This is a genomic window from Longispora fulva, assembly GCF_015751905.1.
Classification (GTDB): domain Bacteria; phylum Actinomycetota; class Actinomycetes; order Mycobacteriales; family Micromonosporaceae; genus Longispora; species Longispora fulva.
The window spans coordinates 3,135,545-3,151,243 of the sequence record NZ_JADOUF010000001.1; the positions used below are offsets into that span (position 1 = coordinate 3,135,545).

General features: G+C 71.5%; 11 protein-coding genes. 5 read left to right on the top strand and 6 right to left on the bottom strand.

What is annotated here, in order from left to right; all coding sequences use genetic code 11:
- Nucleotides 1-45: 45 nt before the first annotated feature.
- The 4 genes from IW245_RS13790 to IW245_RS13805 all read left to right on the top strand — a co-directional run bounded on the left by IW245_RS13790 (nt 46) and on the right by IW245_RS13805 (nt 4,046).
- Entirely contained in the window at nt 46-444 is a 399-nt protein-coding gene (locus tag IW245_RS13790; protein WP_197003574.1) for a BlaI/MecI/CopY family transcriptional regulator, read from the top strand.
- Between the two features lie 116 nt (nt 445-560).
- Nucleotides 561-2,366, top strand: coding sequence for a P-loop NTPase fold protein (locus IW245_RS13795; RefSeq protein ID WP_197003575.1), 1,806 nt, complete (start codon nt 561-563; stop codon nt 2,364-2,366).
- A gap of 91 nt (nt 2,367-2,457) precedes the next feature.
- Nucleotides 2,458-2,949 carry a SigE family RNA polymerase sigma factor gene (locus IW245_RS13800; RefSeq protein WP_197003576.1) on the top strand — a complete coding sequence of 164 codons (492 nt, stop codon included), beginning with the start codon at nt 2,458-2,460 and terminating at the stop codon, nt 2,947-2,949.
- Nucleotides 2,946-4,046 (top strand): hypothetical protein, encoded by a 1,101-nt coding sequence (locus IW245_RS13805; protein ID WP_197003577.1) that lies wholly within the window; start codon nt 2,946-2,948, stop codon nt 4,044-4,046. Before IW245_RS13800 ends, IW245_RS13805 begins: the two co-directional genes overlap by 4 nt.
- Nucleotides 4,047-4,201: 155 nt before the next feature.
- Here the strand turns inward: IW245_RS13805 and IW245_RS13810 are convergent, their stop codons facing one another.
- Nucleotides 4,202-5,164 (bottom strand): hypothetical protein, encoded by a 963-nt coding sequence (locus tag IW245_RS13810; RefSeq protein ID WP_197003578.1) that lies wholly within the window; start codon nt 5,162-5,164, stop codon nt 4,202-4,204.
- Between the two features lie 277 nt (nt 5,165-5,441).
- On the opposite strand from IW245_RS13810, the gene IW245_RS13815 reads away from it, so the two are divergent.
- Nucleotides 5,442-6,500: a hypothetical protein gene (locus IW245_RS13815; protein ID WP_197003579.1), complete on the top strand. Its 1,059-nt coding sequence runs from the start codon at nt 5,442-5,444 to the stop codon at nt 6,498-6,500.
- A gap of 51 nt (nt 6,501-6,551) precedes the next feature.
- Here IW245_RS13815 and IW245_RS13820 read toward each other — a convergent pair whose 3' ends face one another.
- From IW245_RS13820 to IW245_RS13840, 5 genes are read right to left on the bottom strand one after another with little or no spacing between them, the layout of a single operon-like run.
- Nucleotides 6,552-8,168: a hypothetical protein gene (locus IW245_RS13820; RefSeq protein WP_197003580.1), complete on the bottom strand. Its 1,617-nt coding sequence runs from the start codon at nt 8,166-8,168 to the stop codon at nt 6,552-6,554.
- Complete coding sequence (locus IW245_RS13825) at nt 8,165-9,247, bottom strand: hypothetical protein (protein WP_197003581.1); 1,083 nt, start codon at nt 9,245-9,247, stop codon at nt 8,165-8,167. The genes IW245_RS13820 and IW245_RS13825 overlap by 4 nt, the downstream gene beginning before the upstream one ends.
- Nucleotides 9,244-10,260 carry a protein kinase family protein gene (locus IW245_RS13830; RefSeq protein WP_197003582.1) on the bottom strand — a complete coding sequence of 339 codons (1,017 nt, stop codon included), beginning with the start codon at nt 10,258-10,260 and terminating at the stop codon, nt 9,244-9,246. The genes IW245_RS13825 and IW245_RS13830 overlap by 4 nt, the downstream gene beginning before the upstream one ends.
- Nucleotides 10,257-12,545 carry a hypothetical protein gene (locus IW245_RS41615; protein WP_197003583.1) on the bottom strand — a complete coding sequence of 763 codons (2,289 nt, stop codon included), beginning with the start codon at nt 12,543-12,545 and terminating at the stop codon, nt 10,257-10,259. Before IW245_RS41615 ends, IW245_RS13830 begins: the two co-directional genes overlap by 4 nt.
- On the bottom strand, nt 12,542-15,685 hold the full coding sequence (locus IW245_RS13840; protein ID WP_197003584.1) for a tubulin-like doman-containing protein: 3,144 nt from the start codon (nt 15,683-15,685) through the stop codon (nt 12,542-12,544). The genes IW245_RS41615 and IW245_RS13840 overlap by 4 nt, the downstream gene beginning before the upstream one ends.
- Nucleotides 15,686-15,699: the final 14 nt, after the last annotated feature.

Here is a 15,699-nt window from a genome sequence, read left to right on the forward strand (position 1 = left end):
CGGTCGGCCGGCGACGTAGGCTGACGCGGTGGACGAGGAGTTGCGATGACCACGAGCGGACCCCACCGCCCCGAGCGCGGCCAGCCCCGGCGCGCGGCCGGCGAGCTGGAGAGCGAGGCCCTGGGTGCGCTGTGGGCCGCGGCCGGACCGCTCACCCCCGCCGAGGTGCAGGCGGCGCTCGGCGACGGGCTCGCCTACAACACCGTGCACACGATCCTGACCCGCCTCATGGACAAGGGCCTGGTCGAGCGGATCACCGGCGACGGCCGCAGCCGCTACTCCCCCGTGAAGGACGCGACCCAACTGGCCGCCGAACGGATGCGCGCCGCCCTGACCACCGGGGGCGACCGCGCCGGGGTGCTCCAGCACTTCGTCACGTCGCTCAGCCCGGAGGAGGAGACGGCGCTGCGCGCCGCCCTCGACCGGACCGACCCCACCAGCTAGAGCGTTCAGAGCCGCAGTCCGATGCGGACGAGATAATGGCGAGTATGGATCACAGTCAGGTGCCCGTCCGGCAACCCCTCATCCGAGCCTCGGTGAACGAGCCATCTGAGGGACCTATGACTGTGGACGTCACGGTCGCCAACACCACCGATGTCGTGGACGGATTCCTGATCACGATCACCGCGGCGTCCGGTGTCACGGTGACACCGGCCTCGCACCAGGTCAACCTGTACCCCGGGACGGAGGCCTCCGTGACGTTCTCCGTCCGCCCGGCCGTCAGGTCGGGGCCACTCCAACTGACGGTCGTCGTGGCGACGGACTTCGGCAAGGCGGTCGGCCGCCTGAGCGTCGCGACACTGGCCGACCGCCCGGAGCCGGGGGCAGGCTTCAACCTTCTCAGCGATCACCCGGTCGATGAGAATGCGGACGCTTTCGGCTATGCCGAGGTGGCGGCCCGGCTGGCCGGAATTCTGCTGAACAACCGCGCGGTCACGCCGTTCACGATCGGGATCCAAGGGGGCTGGGGCACCGGGAAGAGCAGCTTGATGCAGCTGCTCCGCGCGGAGGTGGAGCGTCGGATCGCCGGTGAGCGCAAACGGGTCCGGGTCGCGTGGTTCAACGCCTGGACCGCCGAGGGATCCAACGCGCTCACCGCACTGATCCGCTCCGTGCTCCACGAACTCGACCCGAACGTGTTGCGCAGAGTGCTCCGCCGGACCAGTTCCGCCTCCTGGCTCACCGCGCCGTTCGTCGTGCTGGCCAACTGGCTGGGCCTACGCCGGTTCGCCGACGACCTCTGGCAGAGATTCGCCGTAGACGCCACTCAGCGCAACGAGATCCGCAAGGAACTGCAGAAGGCCCTGCGGGAGTGGGCGAACCAGGATCGGATGCCGGCGAAGCGGCGCTCCATGGTGGTCTTCATCGATGACCTGGACCGGTGTTCGCCGGAGAACATTCTCCAGATTTTCGAGGCGGTCCGCCTGTACCTGGACGCACCGGGCCTGACCTTCGTGATCGGATACGACCCCGCGGTGGTCGCCGGCGTGCTTGCCCGCACTAAGGGCGCGACGTCCGGCCCGATCGGCAGGACATATCTGGAAAAGATCATCCAGGTCGACTTTCCGGTACCCATGCCCGACCAGGAACAGGCTCGGAGGCTGGCCGCCGACTGCGCCCGGCAGGCCGGGGTCAACAGCCTGCTCGACGACAACGAGCTGGCACTGATCATGGACCGCAGCGACTGGAATCCCCGCCGGTTCAAGCGATTCCTGAACACCTTCGTGCTCTCCCATCAACTCGACGGCAGCGCCGCGCTGCTCCAACCAGGCGAGCAGATGAAGATGCTGCTCCTGCGGATGTATTTCCCGGACTTCTTCCGGCTGATGATGACCGAACCCGAGCGTGACGTGCTCCGGCAGTTGATCACCTTGTACCGGTTCCGCAGCGCGGTGACCGCCGGCCGGGACGTCGACCCCCAGGAGGTGCCCTGGCTGTTCGAGGCCGCCGAGGTGGCACCCCGGGGCGAGGACGAGGCCTGGTTGACAGCGCTGGCCCGGCTGGAGGAGAACCTCCCCGAGGTCATCATCGAGCTGTCCCGCAACTCGGAGCTGTACGCGATGGCGTGGAGTCTGGGAACAGACGATCAGCGCGTCGACCTGCTCCGCCGGACCAGGGAACGACTGCCACTGCGCACGGCGTGGACCAGGGAGCCGCCGGCACCCGAGCCGACCTGGACGGCGCAGGCACCGGCGCTCGAACCGGTCCGGAGCGGTGTTCGGCCAGCGCTCGAGTCGGCCTGGACCGGAAAGCACCTGCCCTGTCCGCATTGCGGCAACAGCAACCCCGAGGACACCCTCTTCTGCGGAAGCTGCGGAGCATTTCTGGATCCGGGGCCCGAGAGCCACCGTTCGGCGGAGCGCTAGCAAGGCGTCAGAAAAGCCTCCGTGCCCGCACAACAGATCGCCTCCCGGTTGCGTGTGTAACGTGCAACGGCCAGAACGGGAGAAGGATCGGATGACGTTCGAGGAGTTCGCGGCGGCGCGGCTGTCGGTCCTATTGCGTTTCGCGACCGTGCTCGCGGGAGAGCGTGCGCTCGCGGAGGACGTGGTGCAGGAGGTCCTCGTGCGCGCGCACGCCCGCTGGCGGCGGATCGGGACGTTGGAGCAGCCCGAGATGTACGTCCGCCGCATGATCACGAACGAGTACCTGTCCTGGCGGAGACGCTGGGCCCGGATCATCCCGGTCGGCTCCGTCGGACTGCCGGTATCCGACGCGCCCGACCACGCGACCACGCACGCCGACCAGGACGCGCTGCGCACCGAGCTGGCCGGCCTGCCCAAGCGGCAACGGGCCGTGCTGGTGCTGCGCTACTACGAGGGCCTGTCCGACACCGAGATCGCCGGCGTTCTCGACTGCAGCCCCGGCACCGTGCGCGGCTACGCCTCCCGCGCCCTGGCAACCCTGCGTGTGGCGTCCTACAGCGACGCACTGAAGGAGACGCGATGACCCGCACCGAGAACGACCTCGTGTCGGCCCTCCGGTCGATCGATCCGGCGGAGCCGGAGACGGCCGCGCTGCTCGCGGGCGTGCGGCGTGGCATCGTCCGCCGCCGACACCGCAGGCGCCTGGCGGCGGCCGGCGGCCTCGCCCTGGTCGTCCTCGCCACGCTCACCGTTCCGGGGCTGCTCCAACGCTCGCCAGCCCCCGCGCCCGCGGATCCGCCCGCTCGCCCGACTCTGACCACGACGGTGCGGCTCGGGGTCGTCGACGATCTGTGGTTCGGTGTCGAGAGGCTGCTCGGGCCTCCGGAGCCAGGTCACGCCCGCGAACCAGCGCAGACCTACCGGGTCCTCGCCGCCGCGCAGCCCGGATTCGCGGGCTTCCTCGAGGTGTACGAGCCCGGAGCCGTCGACCCGGACACACTCGGCCCCACCGCCGGGGCGCCCCCCGTGACGGTGGCGGGCCGCCGAGCCTTCTACGGCTCCGTCGACAGGCGTGCGCCCATCGCGGGCTCCAGCCAGATCATCGGCGACGTCTACTCCACGGTGAACTGGGAGTACGCTCCCGGGGCCTGGGCGGTGCTCTACTCCGACCAGGGCACGCTCGGGCCCTCCCCCGGACGCGGCCCGATTCCCAGCCTCGACGAGCTGGGGCGCCTCGCCGCGAAGGTCACGTTCGGCCCGCCCGTCCCGGCCACGGCACCGATCCGCTTCACGGACCTGCCGCAGGGCATGGCTGTGCAGTCCGCGCGGTGGAGCTCACCGCCGCCAGGCTCCGACCCCACGACGTACCACCCGATCGTCGGGCTGACCGTCACCATGTCCGTGTTCCACAACCAGGGTGAGACCGCCGACATCGAGGTCCTCCCGCGCGGTGCGCACCAGTTCCATGCCGGGTGGGGCGAACTGAAGGTCGTCGCCGGCAAGCAGACGACCTGGTACACCCGCGAGGACACCCAGGACATGTGGTGGCAGGCCGGCGGCTGCGATGTCGTCTTCTACCGGGCCGACCGTTTTCGGTCCTACGAACTCGAACCGATACTCGCCCACACGACCGTGGCCGACTGCACGGACCGGAACACCTGGTCGCCGATCCCCCGCTGACCACCAACCGGCAGGGACCCGGCCACCGGGGCGCCCACCCGGGCCGGGCGTCACCTTGCGGCACGCCGGGCCGGGTGTCGGGGAGGAGGTTCTCGAATCCCCGGCACCCGGCTTGGTCGGCGCTGCCCTCGACTCAATCGGGCGTCAGTGCCGGCTCAGCTGTTGGTGACGCACTTGTTGGCGGTGTTGGACCAGATGCCCTGCATGTCGAACGTGCCGGTGCCGAGGTTCAGCCGGGCGTCGAGCTGCTGGCACTCGTCGCCGATCTCGCCGCCGCTGCCGTTCCAGCCGATGCTGGGCCAGAAGTCGGTGATGACCTCGGCGTACTCGTGGGTCTCCGTGGAGAAGTAGCCGTCGAGCAGGGTCGGGTTGGCGATCGTGGTGCAGCCGCCAGCGCCGAGGTCCGGCAGGTACGGCAGGTTGGTGTAGGCGAGGTTGCCCGAGGTGGAGGCGGTGAAGTCGTGCCACGCGCAGAAACCGGAGTTCGGGAAGCCGTCGGGGTGGGTGCCGGTCGCCGACGCGATCACGTACTGGGCGTCGAGGTTCGGGGTCTGGGTGGTGTTGCCGAAGTGGGTGGCGGCGCGGGCGGCCTCGGCGGCGATCTGCGCCTGGGTGGAGGTGGCGGGGGCGGGGGCGGTGTTGTCGAACCAGACTCCGGCGAGGATCGAGCTGGTCGGGTGGTTGATGTGGATGCCGGCGGTGCCGCAGTTGGCGGTACCCCTGGCGACGCCCTCGCAGTACTGGGTCATGACGGTGCCCCAGTTGTCCGCCGAGCCGTGCAGGCCGGTGAAGAAGTTCTGCAGGGCCGGGGCCGCGCCGGCCGGGTCGGCCGACCACTGGCTGCCCCAGAAGACGACGTACACCTTCGGGTTGGGCGACACCACGCCCTGGCTGGCGTTGGAACGCACCGTCAGCACGTTGCGGGCGACCTTCGACGCCGCCGCGTGCGGGGCAGGGTGGATGGGCTTGAGGCCGGCCCGCACGTGCGGCTGGACCTGGTAGGTGGCGCCGGCCAGGTCCACGGTCTGGTCGGCCGACGGCATGGCCTGGGCGGGGACGGACAGACCGATCAGTGCGACCGCGCAGGCCGCTGCGAACGAGAATCCACGTAGGACCATCGAATTTCCTCCTTGAGGGGTGTGTCCCAGCAAGATATCGAGGAATCGATGGTTATCTTCGTAATTTCTTCTTAAGGCGGGGGCCGACCCGCCGCGGAACCTAACACTCTTAGGAATCTTTATTAAGCACCATAAAGGACCCTTAACGGGCGGTCAGTGCGGCGTAAAACCTCACCCGACGCCATTGACCAATGATCATCGAGGTTCCTAGGGTTCGGCCACCACGTCCTACAGGATGTAGTGCCCCGGTTTCCGTCAACCCTGGGAGAAACCCCTCATGCGTCACCTACCCCTCGCACTGCGCGCGGCGTTCACCGCGCTGGCCGCCACCGCGCTGACCGCCGGAGTCCTCGCCTCCGGTGGCGCGGCCCAGGCCGAGAAGAACGAGCTCAACCACCACCCGGTCTCCTTCCCCGTCAAGGAGAAGGCCGCCAACCGGGCCAGGCCCACCCGGTCCAAGCCCCTCGTCTACGGCGGCGGCGTCAACGGCATCGGCGTCACCACCGGCCACGAGAAGGTGTACGTCATCTTCTGGGGCTCCCAGTGGGGCACGTCCGGCACCGACGCCGGCGGGTACACCACCCTCAGCGGCGACGCCAACGGCATGGGCCCGCGCCTGCAGGCCATGATCAAGGGGCTCGGCACCAACAACGAACTGTGGTCGGGCGTCATGACCCAGTACTGCGAGGGCGTCGCCAAGGGCGCCACGTCCTGCCCGGCCGGCTCCGCTCGGGTCGCCTACCCCACCGGCGGCGCGCTCGCCGGCGTCTGGGTCGACCCGTCGGCGGCGGCGCCGAGCAACGCCACCGCGCGCCAGATCGGCGACGAGGCCGTCAAGGCCGCCGCGCACTTCGGCAACACCACGGCTGCGGCCAACCGCAACGCGCAGTACTTCATCGTCTCGCCCAGCGGCACGCACCCGGACGGGTTCAACACCCCCAACGGCACGTTCTGCGCGTGGCACGACTACACCGGCGACCCGTATGTGGGCTCGCCGTCCGCCTACGGTGACATCGCGTTCACCAACGCCCCGTACGTGACCGACATGGGCAGCAGCTGTGGCCAGAACTACGTCAACCCCGGCACCGCCGGCACCCTCGACGGCGTGACCATGGTGATGGGCCACGAGTACTCCGAGGTCGTCACCGACCAGAACCCGGCCGGCGGCTGGACCGACTCCGCCGGTGCGGAGAACGCGGACAAGTGCTCCTGGATCGGGACCGGAGGGGCCGGCGGTTCGCAGAACGTCGCCTTCGCCACCGGCTCGTTCGCGATGCAGGGCACCTGGTCCAACGACACCAACGGCTGCCTGATCTCGCACGCAATCCAGCAGTAGCCACCCGCGCGGTGCGCCCCCTCTGGACGGGGCGCACCGCGCGGGCCCCGGTCACGTCGTGGCGAACACCGCCGCCCCGACGATCACGAACCCGGCCGACACCATGCCCAGCAGCCACATCACCGCGGCGGCCCGAACCGGCCGGTACGTCATCACCCGCCACACGGCCGTCGGCACGTACCACGGCTTGACCGGGACCTCCTCCCCCGCCGACAGGTCGTCGGACCAGTCCGGCAGCTCGAAGCCCCGCTCGACCAGCAGCCGGTAGCCCAGCACCGCGAGGAAGTCACGGGTACACCCGACCATCACGAGGTACTGCGTCAGGGCCGCCGCCGCCACCGGCCCCGTCTCCGACCGCAGCAGCAGTTCGCGCACCGTCCGCGCGACCCTCGGGTCCGCCAGGTCCGGGCCGAGCACGAAGCGGAACACGTCGCGCAGGGCCTGACCGGCGCCGCCGCGCGGGAGGCGACTCTCCAGGGTCCGCACGAAGAACTGTCTGCGGTACAGGGTGCGCAGCAGGCTGGGAACGTCCGCCGGAGACTCCTTCCGGCGGCGCATCTCGGCGAGGACCAGGCCCAGGTCGACACTCGATCCGACGCACAGCAGCAGATCGTCGTCGGACAGTTCGGTGAGTCTGCGTTCCGCCGCCGCCTCCACCACCTCCGGGGAGAGTCCCCGCTCGGCAGCCGGAAGCGAAGCCTGGTCGGCGACCGTCGGGACGGGAGGCTCGGCGGTCCGCGTGCCCGGCTCGTCCGGTCCGCCGCCGCCCGGCGGTCGGGGCGGCAGGTTGTTGGCCAGCACGGCCAGGCGGCCCAGGCGGTCGGGGGCCGTGATGCCGGCGAGCTTTTCGTTCAGCGCGGCCTGACCGCCGTCCAGGTAGACCTGGACGAGCCTGGCCGCCCCGTTGTCACGCGCCGGGGCCGTCCACGGCCTGACCGACGGCGGGGCCACGAAGCTGGAGCCCCGCGCCGACCGGGCCGCCACCACCACGAAACCCGGTCGGCCACCCCACCAGGGCTGGTACCTGTCCTCCGCCGTGGACAGCGACAGCTCGTCCCCGAGCCCCACGGTGGCCAGGATCTCCAACAAACCCCACAGGACGAGTACCGGATGCAGCCCGTCGGTGACGCCGGCCGAGTCCACCGGCACCGCACCCGCCGACCACGGTCTGCGCTGCAGGAGGTCATCGAGCAGGATGGCCAACGGTGCGCCGTGGGCGCGTACCTGAAGGGACAGGGCGTCGCCCGCGGCCCCGCAGGCGGCACGCAACGGGTTCCACCGCACCGGGGCCAGGCCCAGCTCCCGCCGGCCCGCCACCGTCCCCCACGCGTCGACCTGGTGCAGGGCCAGGGCGTGCCGCACCCCCAGCGTCTCCGGGGGCCCGACGAGCACCTCGCACACGTCGTCGCGGTTGTCGTCCTTGCCGCTGCGGGTCCGGCGCAGGCAGGCCACCCGGCCGTCGGTCAGCTGCAGGAAGCACAGGCTGCGGTCCGGGCGCTCGGGACTCTCCAGCCGGACGAAGGGCCGGACCTGCGCGTCGAGCACCTGCAGTTCGCCCCGGTCGGCGAGGGAGGTGGCGACGGGGCCGAAGCCCTTGTCCCGCAGCAGGTGCGGGTCGGCACTGGTGTACCTGATCCATTCGAGAACCGGCTCGCTCGGGTCCGTCATCTGCCGACCTCCTCCGCCAACGCCTCGCCGAACACGCCACGCATCGCCAACAGGGCGATCAGCGGCTCCAGCACCCGGCGCGGGGTCACCCCGCCGGGAAACCTCTCCTGCCGGTTCTCCGAGCCGGTCGCCGACGCGAAGTGCAGGGTGCACTGCCGGCACTCGCCGTACGGCCGGAGCCAGGCCCTCGCGCCCCGGCTGTGCAGGAACGCGTACGCGTCGCGGCTCTCCTCCAGGATCGCCGCCGGGTCGATCCACCCGTTCAGGCCGGGCCGCCGGATCCACCGGTCGACCGGCGGCTGGTAGCGCAGCCGGTCGGACTTCGTCACCACGATGGCCGCCGGGATGTCGAGGACCAGTTGCCCGGTGTTGAGCCGGTCCAGGATGTTGTTCAACGCCCGGTCGGAGGACTCGCGGCCGCCCTCCTCGTCCTCCTCGTCCGTCACGCCCAGCGCCGGGCCGGGGCTGACGCAGAACATCAGCGCGTTCGCCCCGAGCAGCAGCCGGGACGACTTGGAGCCCTCGGTGAGTTTCTCGCCGGCCAGGTCGAAGAAGGTCACCGGGAACACCACCCCGGCGGGCGAGCGGATCAGCAGGGAGTCGGTGAAGTCCGACGAGTCCGCCTCCGTGGTGCCGGGCAGTTTGTGGCCCTGTTTGAGCAGCGGGTCGGCCTTGTCGCGCAGGTAGTCGGCGTGCCGGGCGTAGTCCATCGGGACGACCGTGAGCCCGTACGGCTGGAGCTCGCCGTGTTCGATCGCGGAGATCAGCGCGGCGAGCAGGTGCGACTTGCCGGTGCGCCGCTCCCCGACCAGCCCGATGACGATCGAGTTGCGGTACAGGCCGAACCGGCTCGGCAGGCGGTGCACCGGAGTGTCCTGGGACGGGTTCGGGCACCGGCGGCGGGAGTCGTTGAGGATCCGGTTGCGCTTGTCGGGGTCCGCGATCGTCTCCGGGTCCAAGACCACGTACTCCGAGCCGTTCCACACCTCGTAGGCGTAGTCCTCGGTCCAGGTCACCTGGTCGCCGCAGATCGGGCACTTGAACGTGACCGAGTCCGACGTGTAGTCCTCGCCCGTCATCGCAGCACCGCCACGACCAGCAGCACGGCGACCAGTACCAGCAGCACGGCCGCGCCCGTCAGCCACACCACCATGCCGCCCGGCAGCGGGGACGCCTTCTGCGGCGGCTGCGGGACGGGCACGGCCAGCTTGCGGTGCCGGGCCTCGTCGAAGGCCCGCAACCCGATCTCGAACTCCGGTCCGGTGTCGGCGGTGCCCGCCGGCACGTCCGCGTCGGAACGCAACCGGACGAGGATCCGCTCCGGACCGGGGCGCAGGTCCGCGGCGTCGAACAGGCCGGCCAGGAGGTCGCGCAGGGCCGGTGCGCGCTGCGTCAGGTCCGGGCCCGCGGCCAGACCCGTGACGGACCTGCCGGTGACCACCTGGTATGTCAGCATCCCCGCCGCCCACATGTCATCCGTCGGCCCGGTGACGCCGGTCCCGGCCCGCTGCTCGGGGCTGCACCACGGCGCGACACCACCGGGCCGTCGGGGTTCGCCGTGGAACGCCGCCGCCGACAGGTCGCCGATCCACACGGCGCCGGCGTCCCAGCGCACCGTGGCCGCGGAGATCGAGCCGTGGGCGACCCCCGCCTCGGCGAGCAACAGCAGGCCCCGGAACAGGCCCACCTGGAACTGGCGCTGCTCGTCGAGCAGGAGCGCACGGCCGATCCTGGACACCGGCTCGCCCTGCTCCGGGGTGACGATCGCGAACGGCACCCGGGCGGCGAACTCGTAGCCGAGGAGGCGGACCAGATGCTCGGGATACTCGGCCGAGTACCGCCGGGCCAGGCGCACCCCGGCCCGCACCTCACGGTCCAGCGCGTCGTACAGCGCGGGGTGGGCGGCACCCACCCCGGACGGCACCGCGCGCATCACGCCCAGCTCGACCCCGGCACGGTTGTACACGACGCGGGTCGACAGGCCCGGGCCGGCCGGTTTGCGCCACGGCCCGAGGCGGACCATCAGCCGCCGCCGGGTGCCGTCGGGGGCCGTGAGCCGCAGCTCCTCCAGCGCGGCGTCGTCGACGGTCACGGCAGGTCCTCCTCGTCGTCTGCCAGCCGGGACGGCCAGCTGAACCGCACGATGTTCGAACGCAACGGCACCAGGCGCACGACGCCGGCGTGCTGGCCGCCGTCGGTCCAGACCACGTCGCCGACGCTGACGGACTCGCGGTGGATGTCGCGGGCGATCGCCTCGGCCCAGTCGGCCGTCGCGTTGTGCCGCGCCGCGAGCGGGCTGAACCGCACCGCCCGGACACCCTCCGAGCGCATGTCGAGAAGGGCGACGTCCCTGCGCGCGCAGCACTGGGCCAGCCAACCGGCCGGCGGGGTGGTGAGGACGTCGGCCAGCTCGCCGGGAGCACCCCAGGTGCCCTGCAGGCTCGGCCGGGGGCCGGTGGAGACGCGGGCGAAGGCGGGGCGCTCGTGGGGGCCGCGTCGGTACAGGTGCTCCCAGTACCCGTCGAAGAGTTGTCGGATCTGGTCGGGAAGCTCCTCGCCGGCGTGGTCCAGGGACCCGGTGCGGGCCCGCAGCCACAACGGTTGCAGCGTGTGCCGGAGGCCGTCGGCGAGGTCGCCGCGCACGACCCTGCCGAGCGCGTCGACCCGGTCCCAGGAGTCACGGGCCGGTCGCGGCCCGACGGGTTCGCTGCCTGCTTCCGCCGCCAACGTGTCCGCGATCCGGTCGAGGAGCGCGGCGAAGGCGATGGCGGACTCGGCGAAGAACTCGCGGCGGTCCGCCGCCGACCACTCGTTGGCCACGACCTCGCCGAGAGTGTCGCGCAGCCGGCGCAGTTCACCGTCGACGGCCGCCAGGGTCATCGCCCGGCAGGCGTGCACGGCCCCCGCCCACCGGGAACGCAGTGCCCCGGCGAACAACAGGACGACCGCCACGGCCAGGGGGGCCACGGCCGGCTCGGGCACCGCGACGACCGCCGACGCCGCGACGCCGGCGACCAGCCCCACGGCGGCGGCCGCGCTGTGCGCCACCGGGGCGGGCAGCACCGCCGCCGTGACCGGCAGGCCGGATTCCCTGGCCGCCCGCACCAGGGTCCATCCGATTGCCGCCGCCCAGCCGAGCCCGAGCGCCACGCCGACGACGAGACCCAGAGTGCCCGTGCCGGCCAGCAGGAACGTGCCCAGCAGGGGCACGACCAGCAACGGCCAGGTCAGGAGCTGCGGGCTTATCGGGTACCGGGCGAGCGGCGGGGAGTTGGTGACCCGCTCCGCGTACCGGGCGCTGCCCTGGGGGACGGCCCGGCTGGCGAGTTCGCGCAGCCACTCCGACAGGGCGCGCAACGAGTAGCCGTTGTCGAGGCCCGACTCGACGACCTGCTGCAGCTTGCGCAGCGAACCGGTCCGGTCCGGCGCCGGGGCCGGCAGATCGATGCCCTGTTGACTCAGCACGTCGCGGACCCGCTGGTCGATCCCCGCCGGCCGGTCGGCCTGCCAGAACACCGTGCCGAGGTCCTCGCGGTAGTCGACCATCAGCGCGGCGCACCGGTCGGCGACCTCGTGGAGCCGCTCGCCCCGCCGGTTGCCGGCCAGCACGCCGGACAGGCCGCTGAGCCTGTCGAACGCCGCCAGCAGCTCCGCCCGCCCCGCGACCGCCCGACCAGCGGACCTGGCCAGCGGCGAACCCTCCCGGGGGCTGACCGGGCCGGCGTCGTCCTGCGGCGCGCCGAACAGCACGCCCGGCTCGTCCACCTCCGGGCCGGCCACCGGCCCGTCCCCGGCCGACGGCTCCCCCGCGAGGCCCGCCAGCGACTCCTGGCGGACGTGACGGAGCGCGTCGGGATCCAGCCGGCCGGCGATCACCCGCAGCCCGGGGTTCGCGATCTTCTGCGGGAATTCCTCGATCGTGTCGTACACCCGGTGGAAGACCTCCGGCACCTGGAGGCAATCGATCAGCGCGCCGAGGGTCGACTGTTGGGGCGCTCCGACCTCCCCTTCGGCCTTGCGGACCGCCTCGATGCTGTCGAGGCGCAGGTCGACCCCGATCGGGTCGCTCACCCACAACGTGACAGCCGGCCCGTTCAGCAGGGTGGCGCTGCCCTCCAGGACCGGCGCGCCCGGCGTCAGCGCGTGCTGGCGGCCGACGGCGACGCAGATGAGCTTGTCGAGCCGGCGGGAGGCGAGCACGTAGGAGAAGTGCTCGTGGTAGGTCAGCAGCCGATCGGCGTTCACCACGACGATCACCTCCCGCTCGGCGGCCTGGCCCGCGCGCGAGGACTCCCAGGCCAGCTGGGTCTCGAACACCCCGCCGACGTCCCCGTCGGGCACGTCGAGCATCCACAGCACGAGGATCCTGCCGGTCATGCCCACCTCACCGCGCTCGGCAGGTCGCTCAGGTTCGCGCGCACCGGGTCGTTGACACTCTCGAAGGGCACGTCGAGGGCCTCGGGCAGGGTCAGCGCCCAGAAGTCGCGGAGGAGTTGGGCATGGCTGCTCTGCGGCATCCTGGCCACCAGCTGCGTCGTCCGCTCGGCCTGCGCCGCGGCCCCGTCCAGGAGCGCCTGGTACAACGGATGCGGCTCCACGGGCGTGGACTGCACCCCGTTGGGCAGCGTCTCCATGAGCCGCCGGCAGAAGTCCCGCCGGATCTGGGCCTCCACGCCCTCGGCGGCCCCGGCGATCGTCCACTCCTCATAGGCGCGCAGGATCCCGCCCCACGACGAGGCCCCGTCGAACGACTCCAGGAACAGGGTCATCGACACCGAGTCGCTGGTAGCCAGCCGGATCCTGATCCGTTCCGGGGACTGCGGGGTGCCCGACAGCAGCTCGATCTGCCCGTTCCACAGCACGCACAGCAGCCGGTGCAGGATCTTGACCCGGTGCGCCTCCGTGGTCATCAGGTAGCCGAAGTTGTGGCCGAGCCGCTGCCGCCACTTCAGGAAGTCCTCCGGGCGGGGTTCGCGGACGGCCCGCGACCAGTATCCGAGCACCTCGCGCAGCTCGCGGACGTCGGTGACGCTCATCGACGTCCGGAACAGCACCACGACGATCGACTCGGCGGTGATGGGCCGAAACTCCATCGTCATGTTGGGTTCGCGCGGCAGGTTCAGGTGCTGGCGCAGGTAGTTCTCGATCGCCGGGTCCCTGCCGGCGTCGTCGGTCGGCGAGGCGTAGGAGATCAGCACCTTCAGGTCGCCGTTGCCCTGCGGCGTGAAACCACCCGGCACCAGGCCGACGATGTTCTGCCGGAACATGGCGAGATCGTCGTCGCCGACGGGCCCGCTCTCCTTGCCCGCCGAGGCCGCCAGCAGGTCCGCCAACGCCGGCAGGAGCGGCTGTTCCCCCTGGTCCGTCCGGCGGAACTGCCGTTTCACCGCCTGTTTGAGGGCGTCACGGACGACGGTGACCGCGTGCTCGGGCCCGTGCTCGATGCCCAACTGGTACGCCCTGCGCCACGCCGCGCCCTCCAGGATCGCGTTGACGACCCGCGCGGCGGTGGCCGTGGGTTTGAGCTGACCGCGGGCGACGTAGTAGGCGACGAACCGGCGCAGGGTGGCCTGGTAGAACGGCTCCAGACCCTGGGGCGGCAGCAGGTAGGACACGCCGGTTCGGGGCCGGTAGAGCTCCTGCGCCCGCGCGTCGAAGTCGTTGACCTGGGCGTACTCGAGGAACTGGTCGGTGATCGCCGTGATCTGCCGGGACACGGTGCGCAGGACCCGTTCCCACCGCACGGTCTGCTCCGCCCAGGCCATGTGCCAGGCGCGCCGGGTCCGGTACCGGTACCAGGCGTCCTGAGCGGCGATGGAGTTCTGCACGGCCGGGTCGGTCCACCGGGCCTTGGCCAGCAACCGGTTGCGGATGTTCCCCGGCTGCGGCGGCTGCAGGTCGATGCCCTCCGGTGGGGTGGGTTCCTGCCGTCGGCCCTCCACCACCCCGACGAATCCGAGCTGGTCGGCCCGGTCGGCCAGCCCCGTGTGCCCCAGCACGACCCTGCGGAGCCGGAACAGGTCCACCTCGCCGAGCAGCAGTTCCGCGGCGCGGCGCGGGTCGAACCCGTCCACGAGGTTCGTGACCTGCTCGACGAGGGACCGGTCCAGGGCGTTGAGGCCCGCCTCCATCGACCGGACCCTGGCCCGCAGCGCCCGGGTGATGGCGTCGGCCCCCTGCGCGGCCGGCGGTTCGGTGAACTCCACCCGGGTCCGGGTCCGCAGCGGCTCCAGGTTCGCCCCGAGGAAGAACCGCTCGATCAGGGCACGGTTGCTCTCGGTGCGGCCGGGCGGCGGGGTCGACAACTCGGCCACCGCCTCGGCGAGCAACCGGGAGCTGATGATGTCGGCCAGGTCGTCGACCGGCACCGTCATCGACGCCACCAGACTCGTCGACACGCCCCGGTTGCCGACCCCGGTGACGGACACCGACTCCCGGTTCACCCCCCGGTTGATGAAGTCGTCGGCGAAGGACTGGAACAGCCGCTCGCCGGTCCGCACACCCGAACGCTCGTCGGCCTGCTGGGTGGCCACCAGTGACAGGACCAGGGAGACGATCGAACGGTGCAGGTCGTCGCGTTCCACGGCCTCCGGCCGGCTGAACAGGAACGCGGTCTGCACCGTCGACGGTTTGATCGTGATGACCCCGTCCTTCGGGTACGCCACGCTGAGCTCGCCGGACAGCCCGATGTCGTCGAGCTGCGTCCTGGCCCCCTGCCCGTTCTGGTCGTCCACCAGCCGGAACAGGTCCAGCAGCGCCCGGCCGGAGTTGAGCTGCGCGCTGCGGCCACCGCCGAGACCCTCGGAGAACGCCGACGGCATGATGACCAGCGGATAGATCTGGGCCTTGAGGTTGCTGCGCGCGATCGCGTTGGCGATCAGGTGCAGGTAGTCGTAGAAGATGCCGGCCCCGGTGCCGCCGGCCACCGAGAACGACACGAAGACGTCGATCCACTCGACCTTCCCGTTGCCGCCCAGCGCGGACAGGTGCCCGCCGGAGTTGGCGATGTTGCGCACCGCGTCGGCGATGGGGCGCTGGGCGGGTTCGATGCCGTGCCGGCACGTCTCGTACAGCGCGGCCCGCCCGATGGTCGGCAACTGGCCGGCGCCGCGCGACAGCGGGGCGACGTGCGGCTCACCGGCCCGGGGCGGCAGCCAGTCCCCGACGAGCTGCGGCTCGTTGGTGCGCAGGCTCCTGGCCACCTCCGGGTAGGTGTCCAGGCGCGGCACCAGCTCCCGCACCCGGTGCATGGTCAGCTCCGCGGCCTCGATGTGCTCGGGGCTGGGCACCGCGCGCCGCCGGACCTTGTCCAGTTCGGCGTCGTTGAGGTCGGCGTACACGAACTGCAGGCAACTGGGCAGCTGGTACGGCCGCATGCTGCTCGCCGACAACCGGTCGCGCAGCTCCGTGCCGTCCGGCCCGCACAGCTCCTCCCGGATCCGGCGTTCCAGCTGCGCCCCGATCAGGCACCCCGTGCCTCCGAGCCCCACGTAGAGCATCGGCTGGTAGATCCGCATCGTTTTCGCCTCTC

What these genes read in the sequence shown, in the direction of transcription:
- IW245_RS13795 (WP_197003575.1), top strand. Translation starts at nt 561, where the DNA reads ATGACTGTGGACGTCACGGTCGCCAACACCACCGATGTCGTGGACGGA.
- IW245_RS13790 (WP_197003574.1), top strand. Translation starts at nt 46, where the DNA reads ATGACCACGAGCGGACCCCACCGCCCCGAGCGCGGCCAGCCCCGGCGC.
- IW245_RS13815 (WP_197003579.1), top strand. Translation starts at nt 5,442, where the DNA reads ATGCGTCACCTACCCCTCGCACTGCGCGCGGCGTTCACCGCGCTGGCC.
- IW245_RS13810 (WP_197003578.1), bottom strand. Translation starts at nt 5,164, where the DNA reads ATGGTCCTACGTGGATTCTCGTTCGCAGCGGCCTGCGCGGTCGCACTG.
- IW245_RS13840 (WP_197003584.1), bottom strand. Translation starts at nt 15,685, where the DNA reads ATGCGGATCTACCAGCCGATGCTCTACGTGGGGCTCGGAGGCACGGGG.
- IW245_RS41615 (WP_197003583.1), bottom strand. Translation starts at nt 12,545, where the DNA reads ATGACCGGCAGGATCCTCGTGCTGTGGATGCTCGACGTGCCCGACGGG.
- IW245_RS13805 (WP_197003577.1), top strand. Translation starts at nt 2,946, where the DNA reads ATGACCCGCACCGAGAACGACCTCGTGTCGGCCCTCCGGTCGATCGAT.
- IW245_RS13800 (WP_197003576.1), top strand. Translation starts at nt 2,458, where the DNA reads ATGACGTTCGAGGAGTTCGCGGCGGCGCGGCTGTCGGTCCTATTGCGT.
- IW245_RS13820 (WP_197003580.1), bottom strand. Translation starts at nt 8,168, where the DNA reads ATGACGGACCCGAGCGAGCCGGTTCTCGAATGGATCAGGTACACCAGT.
- IW245_RS13825 (WP_197003581.1), bottom strand. Translation starts at nt 9,247, where the DNA reads ATGACGGGCGAGGACTACACGTCGGACTCGGTCACGTTCAAGTGCCCG.